The organism is Streptomyces sp. 4N124 (assembly GCF_052245395.1).
Taxonomy (GTDB): Bacteria; Actinomycetota; Actinomycetes; order Streptomycetales; family Streptomycetaceae; genus Streptomyces.
In genome coordinates this window covers 206,795-224,779 of record NZ_JBQQBS010000008.1, presented here as the reverse complement: position 1 = coordinate 224,779, position 17,985 = coordinate 206,795, and the positions used below count along the sequence as shown (strand labels likewise).

Annotated in this window: 19 protein-coding genes; 11 read left to right on the top strand and 8 right to left on the bottom strand. The window is 70.3% G+C overall.

The features are described from left to right. Positions 1-102: 102 nt before the first annotated feature. Positions 103-180, bottom strand: coding sequence for a putative leader peptide (locus ACTWQO_RS11265; protein WP_350786652.1), 78 nt, complete (start codon positions 178-180; stop codon positions 103-105). Between the two features lie 199 nt (positions 181-379). Here ACTWQO_RS11265 and ACTWQO_RS11260 point away from each other — a divergent pair, with 199 nt between their 5' ends. Beyond that, a complete protein-coding gene (locus tag ACTWQO_RS11260; protein ID WP_443237076.1) occupies positions 380-820 on the top strand; it encodes an SPW repeat protein in 441 nt (146 codons plus the stop codon). A 66-nt stretch (positions 821-886) separates the two neighbouring features. Here ACTWQO_RS11260 and ACTWQO_RS11255 read toward each other — a convergent pair whose 3' ends face one another. Further along, positions 887-1,657 (bottom strand): ArsR/SmtB family transcription factor, encoded by a 771-nt coding sequence (locus tag ACTWQO_RS11255; protein ID WP_443237075.1) that lies wholly within the window; start codon positions 1,655-1,657, stop codon positions 887-889. A gap of 260 nt (positions 1,658-1,917) precedes the next feature. Between ACTWQO_RS11255 and ACTWQO_RS11250 the strand changes: the two genes are divergently transcribed. Then, positions 1,918-2,583 carry a hypothetical protein gene (locus ACTWQO_RS11250; protein WP_443237074.1) on the top strand — a complete coding sequence of 222 codons (666 nt, stop codon included), beginning with the start codon at positions 1,918-1,920 and terminating at the stop codon, positions 2,581-2,583. A 73-nt stretch (positions 2,584-2,656) separates the two neighbouring features. After that, positions 2,657-2,920 (top strand): GlsB/YeaQ/YmgE family stress response membrane protein, encoded by a 264-nt coding sequence (locus ACTWQO_RS11245; RefSeq protein ID WP_443237073.1) that lies wholly within the window; start codon positions 2,657-2,659, stop codon positions 2,918-2,920. 134 nt (positions 2,921-3,054) lie between these two features. Here ACTWQO_RS11245 and ACTWQO_RS11240 read toward each other — a convergent pair whose 3' ends face one another. Continuing rightward, a complete protein-coding gene (locus tag ACTWQO_RS11240; protein WP_443237072.1) occupies positions 3,055-4,011 on the bottom strand; it encodes an NAD-dependent epimerase/dehydratase family protein in 957 nt (318 codons plus the stop codon). Between the two features lie 131 nt (positions 4,012-4,142). Here ACTWQO_RS11240 and ACTWQO_RS11235 point away from each other — a divergent pair, with 131 nt between their 5' ends. Continuing rightward, a complete protein-coding gene (locus ACTWQO_RS11235; RefSeq protein WP_443237071.1) occupies positions 4,143-4,850 on the top strand; it encodes a TetR/AcrR family transcriptional regulator in 708 nt (235 codons plus the stop codon). A gap of 26 nt (positions 4,851-4,876) precedes the next feature. Here ACTWQO_RS11235 and ACTWQO_RS11230 read toward each other — a convergent pair whose 3' ends face one another. Next, positions 4,877-5,653, bottom strand: a complete 777-nt coding sequence (locus ACTWQO_RS11230; RefSeq protein WP_443237070.1) for a GNAT family N-acetyltransferase — start codon at positions 5,651-5,653, stop codon at positions 4,877-4,879. 40 nt (positions 5,654-5,693) lie between these two features. Beyond that, a complete protein-coding gene (locus tag ACTWQO_RS11225) occupies positions 5,694-6,077 on the bottom strand; it encodes a MerR family transcriptional regulator (protein WP_443237069.1) in 384 nt (127 codons plus the stop codon). 60 nt (positions 6,078-6,137) lie between these two features. On the opposite strand from ACTWQO_RS11225, the gene ACTWQO_RS11220 reads away from it, so the two are divergent. Both ACTWQO_RS11220 and ACTWQO_RS11215 read left to right on the top strand, forming a co-directional pair. After that, positions 6,138-7,337, top strand: coding sequence for an MFS transporter (locus ACTWQO_RS11220; protein WP_443237068.1), 1,200 nt, complete (start codon positions 6,138-6,140; stop codon positions 7,335-7,337). A 39-nt stretch (positions 7,338-7,376) separates the two neighbouring features. After that, positions 7,377-7,862 carry a nucleoside deaminase gene (locus ACTWQO_RS11215; protein ID WP_443237118.1) on the top strand — a complete coding sequence of 162 codons (486 nt, stop codon included), beginning with the start codon at positions 7,377-7,379 and terminating at the stop codon, positions 7,860-7,862. A 57-nt stretch (positions 7,863-7,919) separates the two neighbouring features. Here the strand turns inward: ACTWQO_RS11215 and ACTWQO_RS11210 are convergent, their stop codons facing one another. Continuing rightward, entirely contained in the window at positions 7,920-8,564 is a 645-nt protein-coding gene (locus ACTWQO_RS11210) for a chaplin (protein ID WP_443237067.1), read from the bottom strand. A gap of 269 nt (positions 8,565-8,833) precedes the next feature. Here ACTWQO_RS11210 and ACTWQO_RS11205 point away from each other — a divergent pair, with 269 nt between their 5' ends. The 3 genes from ACTWQO_RS11205 (at position 8,834) to ACTWQO_RS11195 (ending at position 12,675) form a co-directional block, all read left to right on the top strand. Next, positions 8,834-10,405 carry an alpha/beta hydrolase gene (locus ACTWQO_RS11205; RefSeq protein WP_443237066.1) on the top strand — a complete coding sequence of 524 codons (1,572 nt, stop codon included), beginning with the start codon at positions 8,834-8,836 and terminating at the stop codon, positions 10,403-10,405. A 93-nt stretch (positions 10,406-10,498) separates the two neighbouring features. Further along, complete coding sequence (locus tag ACTWQO_RS11200) at positions 10,499-11,593, top strand: baeRF3 domain-containing protein (RefSeq protein ID WP_443237065.1); 1,095 nt, start codon at positions 10,499-10,501, stop codon at positions 11,591-11,593. A gap of 62 nt (positions 11,594-11,655) precedes the next feature. Next, on the top strand, positions 11,656-12,675 hold the full coding sequence (locus tag ACTWQO_RS11195; RefSeq protein WP_443237064.1) for a Gfo/Idh/MocA family protein: 1,020 nt from the start codon (positions 11,656-11,658) through the stop codon (positions 12,673-12,675). Between the two features lie 5 nt (positions 12,676-12,680). Here ACTWQO_RS11195 and ACTWQO_RS11190 read toward each other — a convergent pair whose 3' ends face one another. Then, complete coding sequence (locus tag ACTWQO_RS11190) at positions 12,681-13,094, bottom strand: SsgA family sporulation/cell division regulator (protein ID WP_443237063.1); 414 nt, start codon at positions 13,092-13,094, stop codon at positions 12,681-12,683. A gap of 403 nt (positions 13,095-13,497) precedes the next feature. Here ACTWQO_RS11190 and ACTWQO_RS11185 point away from each other — a divergent pair, with 403 nt between their 5' ends. Further along, positions 13,498-14,928 (top strand): PP2C family protein-serine/threonine phosphatase, encoded by a 1,431-nt coding sequence (locus tag ACTWQO_RS11185; protein ID WP_443237062.1) that lies wholly within the window; start codon positions 13,498-13,500, stop codon positions 14,926-14,928. Between the two features lie 39 nt (positions 14,929-14,967). On the opposite strand, the gene ACTWQO_RS11180 is transcribed toward ACTWQO_RS11185, so the two are convergent. Then, the gene (locus ACTWQO_RS11180; protein WP_443237061.1) at positions 14,968-16,455 is read right to left on the bottom strand and encodes a DNA-binding protein NsdB; all 1,488 of its coding nucleotides are present in this window, start codon (positions 16,453-16,455) and stop codon (positions 14,968-14,970) included. A gap of 233 nt (positions 16,456-16,688) precedes the next feature. On the opposite strand from ACTWQO_RS11180, the gene ACTWQO_RS11175 reads away from it, so the two are divergent. After that, the gene (locus ACTWQO_RS11175; protein WP_301977499.1) at positions 16,689-17,828 is read left to right on the top strand and encodes an aminoglycoside phosphotransferase family protein; all 1,140 of its coding nucleotides are present in this window, start codon (positions 16,689-16,691) and stop codon (positions 17,826-17,828) included. Positions 17,829-17,985 lie beyond the last annotated feature (157 nt).

Sequence of the window (17,985 nt, the reverse complement as noted above, 5' to 3'; positions counted from 1 at the left end):
CCGGTTGCGGAATGCTTTCGGGCACACCTAATTCAATGAGTGCACGGAAACGGAGAATTCAGGCGAGAAAGGGAGAAAGCGCGGCGGATCGCGGAGAGCTGATCAGGCGGCGGCGCAACAGGAGGCGCTGGAGACGCGCGCGAGGTCGACATGGCGCCGCCGCGTGAGGTCCAGTCGCATCATCATGCCCTCGATCGTGGCAGCCGCTCGTCGACGTCGTCAAGGTAAGCCCGACGGGTCTCGTATCGCGGACCATGGACGCGGCCACAGCCCGGACCACTACACATAAAGAAGAAATAAGCGCAGAATGGATGCACGCGACGCTTACCGCACACCGCACCAGACGCGGTCAGGCCTGCGAAGTCAAAGGAGACGAGTCATGGCCAACGTCTCGCCCACCAGAGGTGACATAACCAGCCACCCTGATGCATCCGAAATGCGGGATCGCTACGCCCGTATGCTCGGCGGTCGCGATGTGGCGCTCGTGGACGGACCGGTGTTCCTGCTCGGTCTGTACTGCGCTGTATCCCCCTGGATAGTCCACTACACGAACAGCCAGCCCGATCTCGTGCCCCACAACCTCGTCATCGGCATCGCGATCGGCCTGCTGGCCCTCGGATTCACCCGCGCTCCGGAGCGCATGTACGGCCTGAGCTGGGCCTTCTGCGCGCTCGGCGCGTGGATGATCATCTCACCGTGGATCGTCGGCGACAGCCCCGATGCCGGCGTCGTGTGGAACAACATCATCATCGGCGCCCTGGCCGTGATCCTAGGGCTGATGTGCGCCGGTACGGCGGCGAGGAGCGCCCCAAGGCCGTAGACACCGCAAGGAAGGAACGAGTATCCGGCCGGTCCGCGTCACGCGGACCGGCCCTCCGCTGCCCTTTCAGCGACCGCCGGGCACCGACCAGGGCTCCTGCGGCAGCGGGCTGCCGGTCTCCAGGAGCGACTTGAGGTTGGACAGGACCGCCGGCCAGCCGGAGGACACGTCGGCCAGCTCGCCCTCGTCGGCGAGGTCCTCGTGGGTGACGGTGAGCTTGACGATGTCCGCGTGCGGCTGGATGTCGAAGGTGACCCGGGAGTAGGTGTCCTCCTGCCCCTCCTTCTCGGGATCGCCCCAGCTGGTGATCAGGCGGCGCGGGCGGTCGCTCTCGACGACCTTGCCGACGACGTCGGCGATGCCCGAGCCATCGGTGCGGACATGGGCCCAGCGGGAGCCGGGCTGCCAGTCGGACTCGTTACGGTGGCCCCAGTAGGCGCCGGTCAGGTCGGCGTCGGTGAGGGCGTCCCAGACCTTCTCGGGCGTGCTTTCGATGTAGATGACGTACACATAGCTGGGCTTGTCGGTCATGGCTTCCTCGGCTCGTCGCTTCAGGGCGCCCAGCGCACGCAGGCGCGGGCGCTCGAACTTGTCGATCCACCGCTCCTGGATCTCATGGAGCGGGACCGGATTGAGGTAGTGCAGCTTCTCCCGCCCCCGCCGCACCGTGCTGATCAGGTTCGCGGCCTCCAGGACGGCCAGATGCTGGGTCACCGACTGACGCCGCATGTCGATGCGCTCGCACAGTTCGCCGAGCGTGAGCCCGTTGTCCTCGTGCAGCCGGTCCAGCAGCCGCCTGCGCGTGTCGTCGGCCAGCGCCTTGAAAACCCGGTCCATCGCGGGGTCGCTCTCTGATCGCACACTCAAAGTTATGCAGCCAAGTGCCTGCATGTCAACGGTCGGCCGAACAGCGGGCTGAATCTTGCGGCCAGTGGACCGTTGAGCAGCAAATTATCCGGCATTTCTCCCGTTGTACGCCGGATGACTGTTACACGACGTATGGGGTGCCTTGATGCACGGTCCGTAACGTCGAACAGGTCGTCGCCCCCATGCGGCGCCACTTCCCGGATGACCGACCACCGAAGGACAGCTCTCTGATGCGTGCTCCCCGCACCCCGCGCACCGCCCTCATCGCCGCCGGCGTCACCGCCGCACTGGGCCTCCCGGCCGCGGGCGCCGTCGCCCTCCCCGCGTCACCGACCGGGAACATCGCGTCCTCCGCGCATGCGACCGACCACGGCAGGACGAAGCGCGTCCCGGTGAAGACGGTGAAGCTCGCGGACAAGGTCTCCCGGGCGAAGGTCTTCACCACCGGCAAGCACCGCTACGAAGCGGAGATCTGGGCCAAGGGCGTCAAGTACGGAACTCTGTACACCAACGGCAAGGCCGCCCCGCCCGCCCACGCCCAGCACAACGGCCTGCACGTCACGCTCCACCCGAACGGCAAGGTCACCTCCTGGGTCGAGCGGGCCGAACCGAATCCCAAGCCGGTCGTCAAGCGCGTCCTGGTCGCCAACGCGACGCTGGCGGACGGGACTTCCACGGCGAAGGTCTACCAGCTCTCGCCCGGCCACTACGAGGCCGAGATATTCGCCGACGGCACGAAGATCGACACCCTCGTCACCAAGGGACGCGCCGCGTACGGCCAGAACAACGGCCTGTATGTCGCTCTGCAGCCGGACGGTCAGCTGACGTCGTGGGTCGACCAGACCCCGGCACCGGACCCGACGCCGACCCCGGACACCACGCCCCAGGCTTCGTGACGCCAACCCGGACTGTCTCCGCCTCCAGCGGGCACTTGGTCAGCAACGGGGGTCCCGACAAAGAGGGGCGGAAATGGAGATCTCGGGCATCATCAGTGCCATTGTCATCGGCATCATCATTGGTGTCCTGGGGCGGCTGGTCGTCCCGGGTCGCCAGCGCATAGGAATCCTGTGGACGATCCTCGTCGGCATCGCGGCCGCACTGATCGGTTCGGCGATCGCGAACGCGTTCGACGTGGCCGACACGGACGGCGTCGACTGGATCGAGTGGCTCATCCAGATCGGTCTGGCAGCGGTCGGCGTGGCCGCCCTGGACCGGTCGAAGGTCCGCCGCTGAGGGCCGGACCCGGGCAGGGAGAACAGTGTCGGGACGCGGCTGCTTCTTGAGGCTGCCGTAGCCGCGTCCCACGCAACGACGCGCTCTTGTACGTCCGCGGCGGAGGACGAACACGGCCGTCGGCGACTCGCGTCTCACTGGCTCGCGAGCCACTCCCGGTACCAGGTCACCGTGGCATCCACCGTCTCCTCGATCGGCGCAGGAGCCGCACCGAAGGCCTGCTCGAAGGCGGAGGAGTCCATGATCTGGGGCTCGGTGTGCTGGTAGAACATCTCCGCGTACTCGGCCATGAACTCCTCGTCGAACGGGCCGAAGGGTCGGGGCTCGTCGACCGTCACGATGTTCAGCGGGTGGCCCACCCGCTGCTCGATCATGGTGAGGATCTCGCGGGTGCTGACGGCGGGCGCCGTGGGCAGATGCCAGGCACGGCCGTCTCCCTCGGGGTGCTCGCCCAGGGTCGCGAGGCCCGCGGCGACGTCGGCGATGCTCGTGTAACTGTGCGGCAAGTCGATGTCCCCGAGCCCGGGAACCTCACCGCCGTTGAGCGCCGCGGGGAACACCGCTCCACCGAGGGAGGAGCCGATCACACCAGGTCCGACGAAGTCGGCGGATCGCCCGAGAACCACCCTGGCCCGGCCCTCGCGGTGCGCGGCGAGGTACTTCTCGTCGAGTTCGGCACGCATCCGGCCCTTACGGGTCGTCGCCTTCCACGGGGTGTCCTCGGTCATCACCGCTCCCCCGGTCTCGCCGTACGGATACAGCGTGTCGAGTACGACCAGCCGCGCACCGGAGGCTTCGACGGCACCGAGGACGGCGTCCTGGACGCGGGGCATGACCTCGACCTGGAGGTGGTAGCCGACATTGACGCAGTGGTACACGACAGCGGCACCGGCGATCGCCTCGCGCGCTCCGTCGGCCGTGCTGACGTCGGCGGCGTACCGCTCGACCCCTTCGATCGCGGGTCCGTCGCCCTTGCGGTCGACGAGACGCACGGAGTGGCCGCGGCGTACCAGCTCGCGGGCGAGCGCGGTTCCGGCGGGGCCGGAGCCGAGGACTGCGTGCAGGGTGCGGGACTCCTGAGTACCGGACATGATTGACCTCTTCTCTTCGTAACTCACCATCACTTCTGTTAGAGACTATAACTCTTACGAGAGTCCATCACAAGCGTGGGACACTCGGCCCTTCGTTAAGGTGTGTCGCGACATCGAGAAGGGAGTCGGCCATGGCCGGGAGCACACAGAGCCCGAGGGCGCGTTATCGCGAGCAGACGCGGGCGGAGATCAAGGAGATCGCGCTCCGGCAGCTGGCCGACGGCGGTACGGGGGCCGTTGCGCTGACGCGGATCGCCAAGGAGGTGGGGCTGTCGGGACCGGCCCTCTACCGCTACTTCGACAGCCGGGACGCGCTGCTCACCGACCTGATCCGGGACGCGTACGCCGATCTGGCCGCCGCCGTCACCGAGGCCGCGGACGCACTGCCCGCGACCACCTCAGCGCGGGCGCGGCTACGGGCTCTCGCGACCGCATGCCGGAACTGGGCGGTCGCGCAGCCGCACCGCTATCTGCTGATCCAGGGCACGCCCGTCCCTGGATACACCGCGCCCCCGGAGACGCTCGACAGCGCGCGGGCGGTGCTCGGGCCGTTCCTGCCCGCCTTCGACGGGGCCGAACCGTCGTCGGCCGTACGACCCGTGGTGACGCAGATGAAAGCCTGGGCCGACAGGGACACACCGGTTTCGGAATGGGTACGCCTGAATGCGCCCGCCGTCGACCAGGGGACCGCGCTGGCCGGTGCCATGCTCGCCTGGTCGCACATGCACGGGGTGGTCGGCCTGGAGGTGTCAGGTCAGTTCGACGGCATGGGGCACGACGGAGGCACCCTGCTCACGGCCCAAATGGACTCGCTGGCGGACACGTTCGGCCTGACCTGACCGCCTGACGTGACCCACGAGGCGCGCTACGGCACGTAGACGTACGGCGTCGTGGTGCTCAGCGGCTGGAAGCCCAGCCGTTCGAGGATCGGGCGGCTCTGACTCATGGCGTCGACCTGGAGATACCGGTAGCCACGCTCCACGGCGGCCCGCGCCCGGTGCGCGACCAGCGCGCGGTAGATGCCACGGCCGCGCCACTCCTCGACGGTGCCGCCGCCCCACAGCCCGGCGAACCGGTTGCCCGGCACCATCTCCATCCGGGCCGCGCTCACCGGCGTGTCACCGGCGAGGGCGACCACGGCGACGACCGAATCGGGGTCGTCGGTGAGCCGGGCGAGCAACTGGTGCCGCATCCGGGAGCCGTCCGTGCCGAAGGCCTTCTCATGCACGTCCGCCACGAGGTCGACGCCGGCCCGGTCGGTCACGGGAAGGATGCGGATGCCCTCGGGCGGTTCGGCGTCGAGGGTCAGATCGGCGACCTCGCCGATCATGAGTGTCTCCTCCGGCTGGGCCGTGAACCCGGCGTCCCTGAGCCGCTGTCCGAGGTCGACGGGCAGGTCGTGGCCGTAGAGCTTCCACTCGAACTCGCGGCCGAGGCCGGAGAAGTAGGCGATCTGGTCGGCGATCGCCGCGTCCGCGCTCGCCTCGTCCAGGTCGGACCACACGACGCCGTTCCAGCCCTGCGGCGAGGACACCTGGCGCACCACGCGTCCGGCGCGCTCGATCCGGGCGTCGGGAGTGTCCGGCTGGGCACCTTCACGCATGTCCCGGTCGAACAGGGCGAGCACACCAACATGATCCATGTGTTCACTCCAGCACCGGGGTGCCCTCGTGGCAACAGCTTTAGCGCTTCGATACGGCCGACATCCCGTTCACCGCGTCCAGATACGCGCTCAGCCGGTCACGGTTGCGGGCCAGGCAGTCGATCCGGGCCTGGATGCGGTCGATGTGGCCGCGCAGCAGCGCGGCGGTCTCGGGGGTGAGACAGGCGGAGGGCAGCAGGATCTCGTCGGGTCCGGAGAGGTACGGCAGGATCGCGCGGATCATCTCCGTGGTCAGGCCTGAGTCCAGCAGCCCGCGGATCTGCTGGACGTCCTGGACGGCCGGTTCGCCGTAGTCGCGGTAACCGTTCTCGGTGCGCTCGGGGTGCAGGAGGTCTTGTTCCTCGTAGTACCGCAGCAGTCGGGTGGGGACGCCGGTGCGGCGGGACAGCTCTCCGATCCTCATTGGCTCTCTCCAGAGACCGCCCTTGCCTTCACACTGATGTGAAGGTCCGAGCATGGTCGCATGTCCACCGCATCCCTGGTCAAGGGCACAGCCGTGCCCGCGTCCCTGCCCTGGTCCGGGCTGCTCGCCCTGTCCACGGCCGCCTTCACCGCCGTCCTGACCGAACTGCTCCCGGCGGGGCTGCTCCCCCGTATGGCACCGGCGCTGGGAGTCACCGAGGCACGCGTCGGATACCTCGTCACCGCCTACGCGCTCGCCTCCTTCGCCGCCGCCATCCCACTCACCACGCTGTTGCGCGGGCTCCCGCGACGGCCGGTGCTCATGGGCGCGCTCCTCGGCTTCGCGTGCGGCAACGCCGTGGTGGCGCTGTCGTCGTCGTACGCCCTTACGTTCGCGGCACGGCTCGTGGCCGGGGTGATGGGCGGCACCCTGTGGGCGATGCTCGTCGGGTACGCGGCCCGGATGGTGCCGGCCGAGCGGCGTGGGCGGGCGATCGCGATCGTGCTCGCCGGGATCACGCTCGCGCTGTCGCTCGGCGTCCCCGCCGGGACGGCGATGGCCGAGGCGCTCGGCTGGCGCACGGCGTTCGGAGCGCTGGCCGGGATCGCGCTGCTGCTGGCGGGGTGGGTGCGGTGGCGGGTGCCCGACTTCCCGGGTGAGGCGCCGGGCACCCGGCTGCCGCTCGGGCGGGTAGCGGTGCTGCCGGGCATTCCGGCGATCTTGACTGTGACCTTGTGCCTGCTGCTGGGGCACCAGGTGATGTACACGTACGTCGCCCCGTTCGCGGCGTACGCCGGGTTCGGCCGGACCGGGCTGGTGCTGCTGGTGTTCGGGGCGGCCACGGTCGCCGGGATCTATGTCACCGGGCTGCTCGTCGACCGGCATCTGCGGCCCACGCTGCTGGGCGCGCTCGCCCTGTGCGCGGCCGTGATGCTCGCGCTGGGTCTGGCGGCCGGCGCCCCTGCCGTGCTGCTGGTTACCGTCACCTTGTGGGGTGCCGCGTTCGGCGGGGCGCCGACGCTGATCCAGACCGCGCTGGTCGACGCCTCGGGTCCGGCCCGGGCTGACGTGGCGACCGCACTGCAGACGACGGTCTACAACGCGGGCATCGCGGCGGGTTCGCTCACCGGCGGTGTCGTCCTGGAGAACGCGGGCGCCCGGTCCCTGCCCTGGACCGCGCTGCCGCTGATGGTGGCCGCCCTCGCCACGGTGGCGCTCGGCCGACGGCACTCCTTCCCGGCCGCGCGCCGCCAAACATAGGCTTCGGTGAAGATCACGTCACGGGAGAGGTCGTACACCATGGTCGTGAAGGACACCGAGCTGCTGTATCTGCGCCGTTGTGTGGAGTTGGCGGCCGAGGCACTGGAGGCCGGCGACGAGCCGTTCGGCTCGGTCCTGGTGGACGCGGGCGGTGCGGTGCTCGCTGAGGACCACAACCGGGTGGCCTCCGGCGACCGCACACGGCACCCCGAGTTCGAGCTGGCGCGCTGGTCCGCGGCGCACATGAGCCCTCAGGAGCGGGCCGCCGCCACCGTGTACACCTCCGGCGAGCACTGCCCGATGTGCGCGGCCGCGCACGCCTGGGTGGGCCTCGGCCGCATCGTGTACGTCGCCTCGTCCGAGCAACTCGCCTCATGGCTGGCCGAGTTGGACGTCCCCGCGCCCCCGGTGCGGACGCTGCCGGTCAACGAGGTGGCGCCCGGCGTGGCGGTGGCCGGCCCCGTCCCCGAACTGGCCGAGGAGGTACGGGAGTTGCACCGGCGGTTCCACCGCGGGCGTGGCTGACACGGGGCCCCACCGATCACGGGCCCGGTGGGGCCGTCCGTCACCGGGACGTCCCGGTCAGTGAGCCGCCTTGGCGCGGAAACGCCGGTACAGGACGGCTCCGCCCAGCATCAGTGCGGCGCTGCCCGCGACCGCGGGGAGCATCCCGTCGGATCCCGTGTCGGCGAGGGCCGCCACGGGGGCCCGTGGAGCGGGCGGGACCGCCTTGGGTGGGGTGTCCGGCACGGCCGGCCTGGGAGCCGGGCGCGTCGAGGGGCGGTCGGGCCGGCCGCCGGAGGTGTTCACGGACTCGTTGCCGGTGGCCGAGTTGCCGGCGCCGACCACGCTCACGGTGTTGCCGCTGACGTTCACCGGCACGTGCACCGGGAGCTGCACACCGTTGCCGGACAGCACACCCGGCGAATCCTTTCCGCGGCTCTCCGCGACCGCTCCGCCGGGCTTGCCGCCCCGCTTCCCGCCCCCGCTCTCGTTGGCGCACTCGTTGCCCGCCGCCGGATTGAGGAGCCCCACCACGTTCACGGTGTTCCCGCACACGTTCACCGGCACGTGCACCGGGAGCTGGATGGTGTTGCCGGAGATCAACCCGGGTGAACCGGCCGCGGCACCGTCGGCCGCGGAGTCGGCGTACGCGGGCACTGTCACTGCCATCGCGCCGGACGCGGCGGCGACGGCGATCACACCGTTTCGGGTAACCCGTCTCATAGGTTCCCTGCCTTCCAGACATGGTCGCGGGCACTCGCCCGCACCGGATAAAACGCAGGCGAACCATCCGAGTTATGGCTTATCGGCCTTTCACCCCATCGAGCGGCCCTCTTATCGAACTTGCGGCAAAGCCGCACTATGCGTCGAGAGCCGCCCAGGGTAGGGCACTCCATACGATCCCGCTCGCCCGGAGGCGTCGGTTCCGGGGGCCGCCTATCGTGAGCGGAGGCGCCAATTCCGGTCCCCGGCGAGCGCTTCTGGAGGCATGGATGCTGGCCAAGCTGACGACGCGCCTCAAACTCCGGCGCTCCACGCTCACCGGCGCGGTCGGGCTGGCCGTGCTGGCGGCGGGGCTGCCGGCGGTGGCCGTACGCGACAGCGAGTCCGACCTGACGCGGTTCTACCGGCAGAAGGTCGTGTGGACGAAGTGCGCGAGCAAGTCGATGCCGAAGGACCTCCAGTGCGGCAAGGTCACCGTCCCCCTCGACTATGCGAAGCCGAAGTCGGGCACGCTCGACCTGGCTCTCGCCCGCTACCGGGCCACCGGCAAGCCGCGCGGCTCGGTGGTGCTGAACTTCGGCGGCCCCGGCGGCCCCGGGGTCCCCGAACTCGCCTTCGGCGGCGACGACTTCATGGAGCTGACCGACGGCTACGACGTGGTCTCCTTCGACCCGCGCGGCGTCGGCAGATCCTCCCCGGTCAGCTGCGGCGACGGCTCCGACGAGGCCTCGGAGGCGATGGGCACGGGCACGGATCTCACCGACGATCCGCGGGCCGTCCTCAGGCAGTTGAGGCAGGCGGCCGCCCAGTGCGCGAAGCACTCCGGCCCCGTGCTCCCCCACATAGGAACGGTGAACGCCTCCCGCGACCTGGACGTCATACGCCAGGCCGTCGGCGACAAGAAGCTCAACTACCTCGGCTTCTCGTACGGCACACGGCTCGGCGCCGTGTACGCGGCGCAGTTCCCGGACAAGGTCGGCCGGCTGGTGCTCGACGGCGTGGACACGCTCACGGAGCCGCTGACCGAGCAGGCGATCGTGGGCGCGGAGGGGCAGCAGACCGCCCTGGACGCCTTCGTCGCATGGTGCGCCGAGGACGACGTCGCCTGTCCGCTCGGGACCGACTCCCGCACGGCCCGGGAACACGTCGTGACCCTCGTCGAGTCGCTCGACGAGGATCCGGTGCCGACCGACTTCGGCGACTCCTTCACCGGGCAGGACCTCGTCGCCGCCCTCAGCCAGGCCCTCTACAGCAGGGACATGTGGCCCACGCTGGAACGTGCCATCGCCTCGCTCGTCGAGGACGGCGACGCCCGGGGCCTCCTCGCCCTCACGGGCGGCGGCATGGCCCGGGACGGCGACGGCGGCCTCGCGGACGAGGAGGACGTCCCCTTCGACAACCTGCCGGCCGCGTTGATGGCGATCAACTGCGCCGACGATCCCGACCGCCCGACGGCCGACTGGATCACGAAGAACCTCGACCGGCTGCGCACCGAGTACGAGGAGGCTTCTCCCGTCTTCGGCGAGTACCGCCTCACGGAGGTACTCATGTGTTACGGCCGCCCCAAGGGCACCGACTACATCCGCAAGAAGGTGCGGGACGTCGACACCCCGAAGATGCTCCTGGTGGGCACCCGCGGCGACCCGGCGACGCCGTACCGCTGGACCACGGAGACGGCGAAACGGCTGGGCTCCTCTGCCGTGGTGCTCGACAACAGGGGCGAGGGCCACACCGGATACGCCTCCTCCAAGTGCGTGCACAAGAAGGTCGACGACTTCCTGCTCTACGGCTCCCTGCCCGCGAGCGGCAGCTCCTGCGGCTCGGATGACGACGACGGCTGAAGCCGACTCAGAGCGCCAACGGCGAATCAACCCCTGATGTCCGGCTGAGTTACCCCAAGTGCCCAATCGGTGAATCGGGCCTATCGTGCTGATATGGAGCACGCACTCAGCCCCGCGACCCTCACCGAGCTGCGCCGTCCGCGCCCTTATCCGGCAGTGTCCGTGCTGACGCCGACGCACCGCCGTGAGCCGGAGAAGGCCCAGGACCCGGTACGGCTGCGCAATGTCGTGGCCGCGGCCAAGAAGCAGCTGGAGTCCGATCCCGCGGTCAGCCGGGACCGGCGTACCGACGTCGAACGACAGCTCGACCAGGCCCTCGCCGAGGTCGACCTCACGCATGCCGAGGACGGACTGGTGATCTTCGCCGCGCCGGGTGAGCACCAGGTGTGGTCGCTCGCCCGTCCGGTGCCCGAGCGGGTGGTGCTGTCCGACACCTTCCTGACCCGGAACCTCGTCTCGGCGCAGGCGGCCGAGCGGCCGTTCTGGGTGCTGTCGGTCTCCGCCGACCGCGTCACGTTGTGGAGCGGCGGCACGGACCGGGTCACCGAGGTCCGCGCCGGCGGTTTCCCGCTGACCCGGTCCTTCGACAACTTCGACGCCGAGCGGCAGGAGCGGATCGGCGATCTGCCGAGCACCTTCCGCGACGAGGGCACCCGCCACTTCCTGCGCGACGCCGACACCGCGATGAACGCGGTCCTCAAGGACGACGCCCGCCCGCTGTACATCACCGGCGAGCAGGCAGCACTGTCCGCGCTGGACGAGATCGGAACGGTCACCAAGGACGCGGTGCACATCCCGCACGGCGGCCTCGCACACGGCACGCACGAAGCCGTCTGGCAGGCGGTCCGGCCGATCGTCGCCGCCCAGGACCGCAAGAGCACCGACGAAGTCGCGCGGGAACTCGAATCGGCGCGCGGGCGGCGGGCGTTCGCGGCCGGCCTCGACGAGGTCTGGCAGAACGCCCGCGAGGCACGGGTGAGGCTGCTCGCCGTCGAGGAGAACTACCGGGCGACGGTCCGCGACGACGGCGATCACCTGATCCCGGCCGAGAGCGGCGACCTCGACGCCCGCGAGGACATCGTGGACGAGATCGTCGAGCAGTGCCTGGAGACCGGCGCCGAGGTCCGCTTCGTACCGGACGGCACGCTGCGGGACGCCCACGGGATCGCGGGCGTACTGCGCTACTGACGCTCCGGCGCCTCCCGCGTCTACCCTTCGCCGGGGACAGTCGGCGACAAGGGAGTACGCACGTGGGTGACCTGTTGGGCGTGGCGGTACTGGGTGCCGGGCACATGGGGGCCGACCACATACGTCGGCTCGAGTACGTGGTGAGCGGCGCGCGTGTCGCCGCCGTGGCCGACCCCGACACCTCGCGGGCCAAGGAGGCGGTGGCCGGGATCGACGGGGTCGCGGTGCATGCCGAGACGGCGGCCGCGCTCGATGCGCCCGGCGTCGACGCCGTACTGATCGCCTCGCCGGGCCCGGCGCACGAGGAGGCGCTGCTCGCGGCGTTCGCGCGCGGCCTTCCGGTGCTGTGCGAGAAGCCCATGGTGCCGGACTCCAGGGGTGCGCTCCGTGTCGTGGAGGCGGAGGCGCGACTCGGGCGGCGGCTGGCACAGATCGGGTTCATGCGGCGGTACGACACCGAGTACCGGCAGCTCAAGTCGCTGCTGGACGGCGGGCGGTTGGGGCGTCCACTGATGCTGCACTGCACCCACCGCAACGTGTCCTCCCCGCCCGGCTTCACCTCCGCGATGCTGATCAACAGCTCTGTCTCGCACGAGATAGACGCCGCCCGCTGGCTGCTCGGCCAGGAGCTGACCGCGGTGACCGCGCTGCGTCCGCGGTCTTCCGCGGACGCCCCCGAGGGGCTGCTGGATCCGCAGTTCGTGCTCTTCGAGACCGAGCACGGCGCCCTCGTCGACGTGGAGGTCTTCGTCAACTGCGGCTTCGGCTACCAGGTGCGCTGCGAGGCCGTCTGCGAGCGGGGCAGTGCCCGGATCGGCGAGGGGCACACCATGCTCGTCACCGCCGACGGCGGGGCCCGCGAAGAGGTCCCGCAGGACTACCTCGTACGGTTCGCCGACGCCTATGACCGCGAAGTGCAGACCTGGGTCGACGCCACCCGGCAGGGCCGGGTCACCGGTCCCGCCGCCTGGGACGGCTACGCGGCCTCGGTGGTCGCCGAGGCCGGGGTCCGGTCCCTGGAGACCGGCGACCGGGCGACCGTGGCTCTCGCCCCACGTCCGGACCTGTACGCCGGCCATTGAGGCTGTCAGACACTCCCGAACAGCGCGCTCAGTCCGCGGTCCACGGCCGCGCCGACGTCCTCCTGCCCCGACGGGACCACGGCGTACGTCCGCAGCAGGAAGCGACGCAGGGCGGGCGTGCGGAACTGGAGCAGCGCCAGTCCGTGCGGCGAGTGGAACTCCATGATCGTCCGGTCCCGGCCGCACGGCCAGATGTGCACGTCGCCGCTGCCCGCCGGGCCACGCAGACCGGCCTCCAGCAGGGCCCGCCCGAAGGTCCAGGTGACGCCCTCACCGTCGAGTGCGGCCTCGGGCGGGAAGTCGATATGCACGGCCAGCGGGTCCGCGGCGGTGTAGCGAAGCGTGGCGGCGACAGGAAGTTCCTCCTCCTCGGCGGTGATCAGGAGGGCGCGTGCGGGCTGCGCGAGGCTGATGTCCATGGTCGGTCTCCACTGCGGGTGAGAGGGCGGCCCGTTGTGCCGGTGTCTCTTACGACCCCGCAGACGCCGTTTGCATTACGGGAAATCCGGAATCAATGGTGTGACCTGCGTCACGTCCACATGATCGGCCTCATCCATAGAACAAACGCACGTCGAACACGTAGCTGAACGTCGACCGGAACCCGCCGGCGATCGGTCAAGTCACGTACGTCGTCTACGACTTGCACCCTTCGGCGATGTACTCCATTCGCACCGCACACGCAGGCCGTGAAGACTGTGGCATATGCCAGGAGCACCACCGTATCGTGTGTTGCCAAATCCCTTACAGCGCGTCGCGGCCTGTGCAACAGTCGTAACGGTCCCTCCGTCCGCCTTGGTCGTACCGTCCCCCTCGGAGTGCCTGATGCCGTCCCATCTCTCCGCGGACCGCCCAGCCGCCCAGCCGCCCGGACGCGGCTCGGTCGACGCGCTCATATCGCAGACGCGACGGCTCAAGGGCGACGTGGACGCCGTACGGCGGGACGCGCAGAGCGAGGGATCGGATCCGCAGGACCGTTGGCAGCGCGCTCTGTACGACCTGGCACTGCATCAACTCAACGACCTGGACGCCCACTTGGCGCAGCTGCGGGAAGGCCCGCCGCCCGTGCCGATGGCGCCGGAACCGGTGTCCGCAGTCCGTGCCGTGCCGCCCCCTCCTCGGCGCGGCTCACTGCTCAGCCGGGTCGGCAGCGCCGAGTGGAACCTGCTGACGGACGAGGCCAGTTGGTCCGGTGAGCTCTTCCAGATCCTGGGCCGCGACCCCGCCGCTCCCCCGCTCACCCTCGACGAGCTCCCGTCCCTGGTGTTCGACGAGGACCGGCCGAAGCTGACGGCGATGGTCACCGACTGCCTCGTCGACGCGAAGCCGATCGACGGGGAGTTCCGCGTCGTACGCCCGGACGGCGACGTACGGACCGTGCACATGATGGGCGAGCCCGTGCTCGATGCCGACGGCAGCACCGCCTCGATGTGGGCCGTGCTGCGTGACGTCAGCGAACTGCGGCGCAGCCAGCGGGCGGTGAGCGAGACCCGTGACTCGCTGCAACGCCACCGGCAGCATGCGCAGACCGAGCACCGGCTGGCGGTCGAGTTGCAGGAGGCCGTGCTGCCGCCGTGGCGCGGTTCCCTGCGACTCCCGCACCAGGGCGCCGAGAGCCTGGACCTCGCGGCGCACTACCTCCCCTCGTCGACGAGCGCGCTGATCGGCGGCGACTGGTACGACGCGATCCAACTGGCCGACGGCGACACGCTGTTGAGCGTGGGCGACCTGACGGGACACGGCGTCGCCGTGACGTCCGGCATGGCGATGCTGCTCGGCGCGCTGCGCGGGATGGCGATGGCGGGCACCGAGCCCGGCCGGCTGATGTCCTTGCTCAACCAGTTGCTCGACGCCACCGTGCAGCCGGCCCTGGGCAGCGCCGTCTGCTGCCGCTACCGTCCCGCGACCCGCACGCTGTCGTGGGCGCAGGCAGGACACCCCGCCCCGCTGCTGTTCCGCAACGGGACGGGGCGCTCACTGGACGCACCGGACGGCGTCCTGCTCGGTGCGACCTCGGGCGCCGCCTACGAGCAGGCCGAAGTGACCCTCGAGGCGGACGACCTGCTGGTGCTGTACACCGACGGGCTGGTGCCCAGGCGCAGCCGCGAGGAGGCGGTGCATCGGCTCCTCGACCTGGCTCCCCGCTTCCGCGAGGCGCGCACCGCACAGGACTGCGTACGGACGGTCGTGGAGGAACTGGGCGAGTTCGAGCGAGAGGACGACGCCTGCGTGCTCATCGCCCGGGTGGCCGACTGAAGCCGAACGCCGACTGAACCGAACAGCGGCACGGACCCCCTATGCCCGTGCGCTGTTGCCGCCCTTCGGCTTCGGCAGCGCGAGCTTGATCTCCTCTCGCAGTTCGCTGATCCTCGGATAGCTGGAGTACTCGGCGGTGAGCCGGTACATCTGGCGCAGCCGGTCCCAGGTGCGATGGGAGGAGTTGGTGCCCATCGACATCAGGGCCAACCGCGCGTACCTGTCGGCCTGTTCGGGGTCGTCGGAGATGAAGCAGGCGGAGGCCATGGACAGATAGTCGAAGATCTTCGACCGCTGCCGCCCGTCGACCCGCAGGGCCAGGGCCTTCTCCGCATAGTGCTGCGCGTGCACGGCCGCGCCCGGCTCGTGCTCGGCCAGCGTGCGGTAGGCCAGGGCCTGCATGCCGTACAGGTCCTCCTCCTTGAACATCTGCATCCAACTCGGCGGCGGCACGTCGCCCCGGTCGGAGACGAAGAGATCCTCCGCCTGTCCGAGGGTGCGGCGCATCGCCTGCCCCTTGCCCATCGACGCCTGTGCCCAGGCCTCGATGGTGTGCAGCATCGCCCGGGTGCGCGGCAGCACCTCTTCGCCGGAGCCGGACTGGGCGAGCTTCATCAGGTCGAGTGCGTCGTCGGGCCGGCCCAGGTGCACCATCTGGCGAGCCGCTCGGGAGAGCGCCTCCCCGGCGCGGGGCCGGTCGCCGCCCTCACGGGCCGCATGGGCGGCGATGACGAAGTACTTCTGGGCCGTGGGCTCCAGGCCGACGTCGTGCGACATCCAGCCCGCGAGAACGGCGAGGTTGGCGGCGACGCCCCACAGGCGCCGCTGGAGGTGATCGGGGTGACGGTAGGCGAGCATGCCGCCCACCTCGTTGAGTTGACCCACGACGGCCTTGCGTTGCAGCCCGCCGCCGCGGGCCGCGTCCCAGGCTCGGAACACCTCGACCGAGCGCTCCAGTTCCTCGATCTCCTGCGACCCGATGGGGGCGGCCTCATAGCGGTCGAACCCAGCAGGGTCGGCGTGCAGGGGATTGTCGAGGTCGGGAGCGTCGGCCGAGAGGGTCGGATCGGTGTGCAGCCAGTCGTGCATGGCGCTGCTGAGTGCTGATCCCGCGGCGAGCGCGGCACCCGCGCCCACCAAGCCGCGTCGGTTGAGCATGAGGTCCATTCCCGTGAATTCGGTGAGGACCGCGGCAGTCCGTTCGGGCGCCCACGGCACACCGTCGGGATGTTCCACACTCCCGCCGCTCTGCCGTTTCCCCGTACGCCCGTGCCGGACCAGACCGAGGTCCTCGATGGTCACGACACGGCCGAGACGCTCTGTGAACAGGGCCGCCAACACCCGCGGCACGGGATCGCGCGGGATCTCTCCCATGTCGATCCACCGCCGCACCCGGGAGGTGTCGGTCGACAGCTGGGGGTGGCCCATGGCCGCCGCCTGCCGGTTGACCAGCCTCGCGAGTTCACCTTTGGACCAGCCGGCCAGGCCGAACAGGTCCGACAGTCGGGTGTTGGGTTCTCCGCTCACGTCAAGCCCCCAGGTTCTCGGCTGAGTTGACAGTAGCCCGGTGAGAGTTGCCGGGCGACTATTCGCCAGGGTTCGCCAGGGTGCGCCAGATGGTGTGCCACTGGGCGACGGGTGTCAGGTAGGAACGCGCCACCCCGACCCGGTTGCCGAGGGGCATTCCCCAGGGTGCACCCGAGGGGCCGGGCCGGGTAGCGCATTGTCGTCGCAGGCACACGAAGGGATCTGTTTCGCCCATGTACGCAGCATCGTCCTCCGTGTCCGCCCCGCCCCGGTCGCTGCGCCCCCGCCCTGCGGGCAGCGGCCCCTACCTCGACCCCGCGCGTCCCGCGCCTCCCCGGCTCGGAGCGGGCCGGCCGCCGCGCGCCGCGGGGGTCGGCACCCAACCGCTCAGCGGGAGACTCGACTTGTCCGGCCCTCAGGGCACGCAGCTGCGTACGGCGGTCGCGTCGGTGCATCGCATCTGCCCGGAGTTCGCTCCGGTCCAGGTCCTGCGCCGCAGCGGGCGATCCGTCCTCCTGGTGGGGACGACGGGGCGCAGCACGGCCGTCGCGAAGTGTTTACTGGACCACTCCCCAGCGTGGGCCGAGCGCATCCGTCACGAAATAGCTGCATACCGCTCGTTCGTCCGGCACCGCCCGCCCGTCCGGGTGCCCCGGCTGATCGCGGCGGACCCGGACAGCTGCACGCTCGTGATCGAGCGGATGCCGGGGCGGGTGGCGGCTCTCCAGCGGCACCCGGCCGAAGCCCCGCCGCGTGCGGACATCAGGGCGGCACTCGGCGCGATCTGCCGGCTGAACGCCTGGCGGCCACCGGCGGGCACCTTCGACGCGCCGCTGGACTACGCGGCGCGCATCGCCCGGTACCACGAGCTGGGTCTGCTCACCGACCGGGACATGGGCGATCTGCAGAAACTGGTGCACGGCATCGCGCACACAGCGGGACGGCAGGGCATGGGCCAGTTCTGCCACGGCGACGCACTGCTGTCGAACATCCTCCTGTCACCGGCCGGTCCAGTGCTGGTGGACTGGGAGCACGCGGGCTGGTATCTGCCCGGGTACGACCTGGCGACGCTGTGGTCGGTCCTCGGGGACGCACCGGTGGCCCGGCGGCAGATCAGCCAGATCGCGCAGTCGGCGGGACCGGCCTCCCGGGACGCCTTCCTGGTGAACCTGATGCTCGTCCTGACGCGTGAGATCCGTACCTATGAGACGGCCGTGCAGCGTTCGATGCACGACACGACCCCGGCGGCACCGGGAGTGGCCCACCCGGGTGCTGCGCCGTCCGGCGAGGAACAGCGGCTGCTGCTCAGGCGGCTGCACGACGACTGCCAGCTGGCCCGACGGGCCGTGCGCGCGGCGGTCGGCACTCGCTGACGGGGACGGCGATCCGCGGTGCGCCCGGACAGCGGCGTACCGCGGATCTTCGTATGGGCGAGATCGCTGTACGACGGAGCGCGTGCCCTTGCACTCCACCGCCACGAAACTCCCTACACCCTATGATTACACGATAAAACGCCTCTCTCTGGGCATG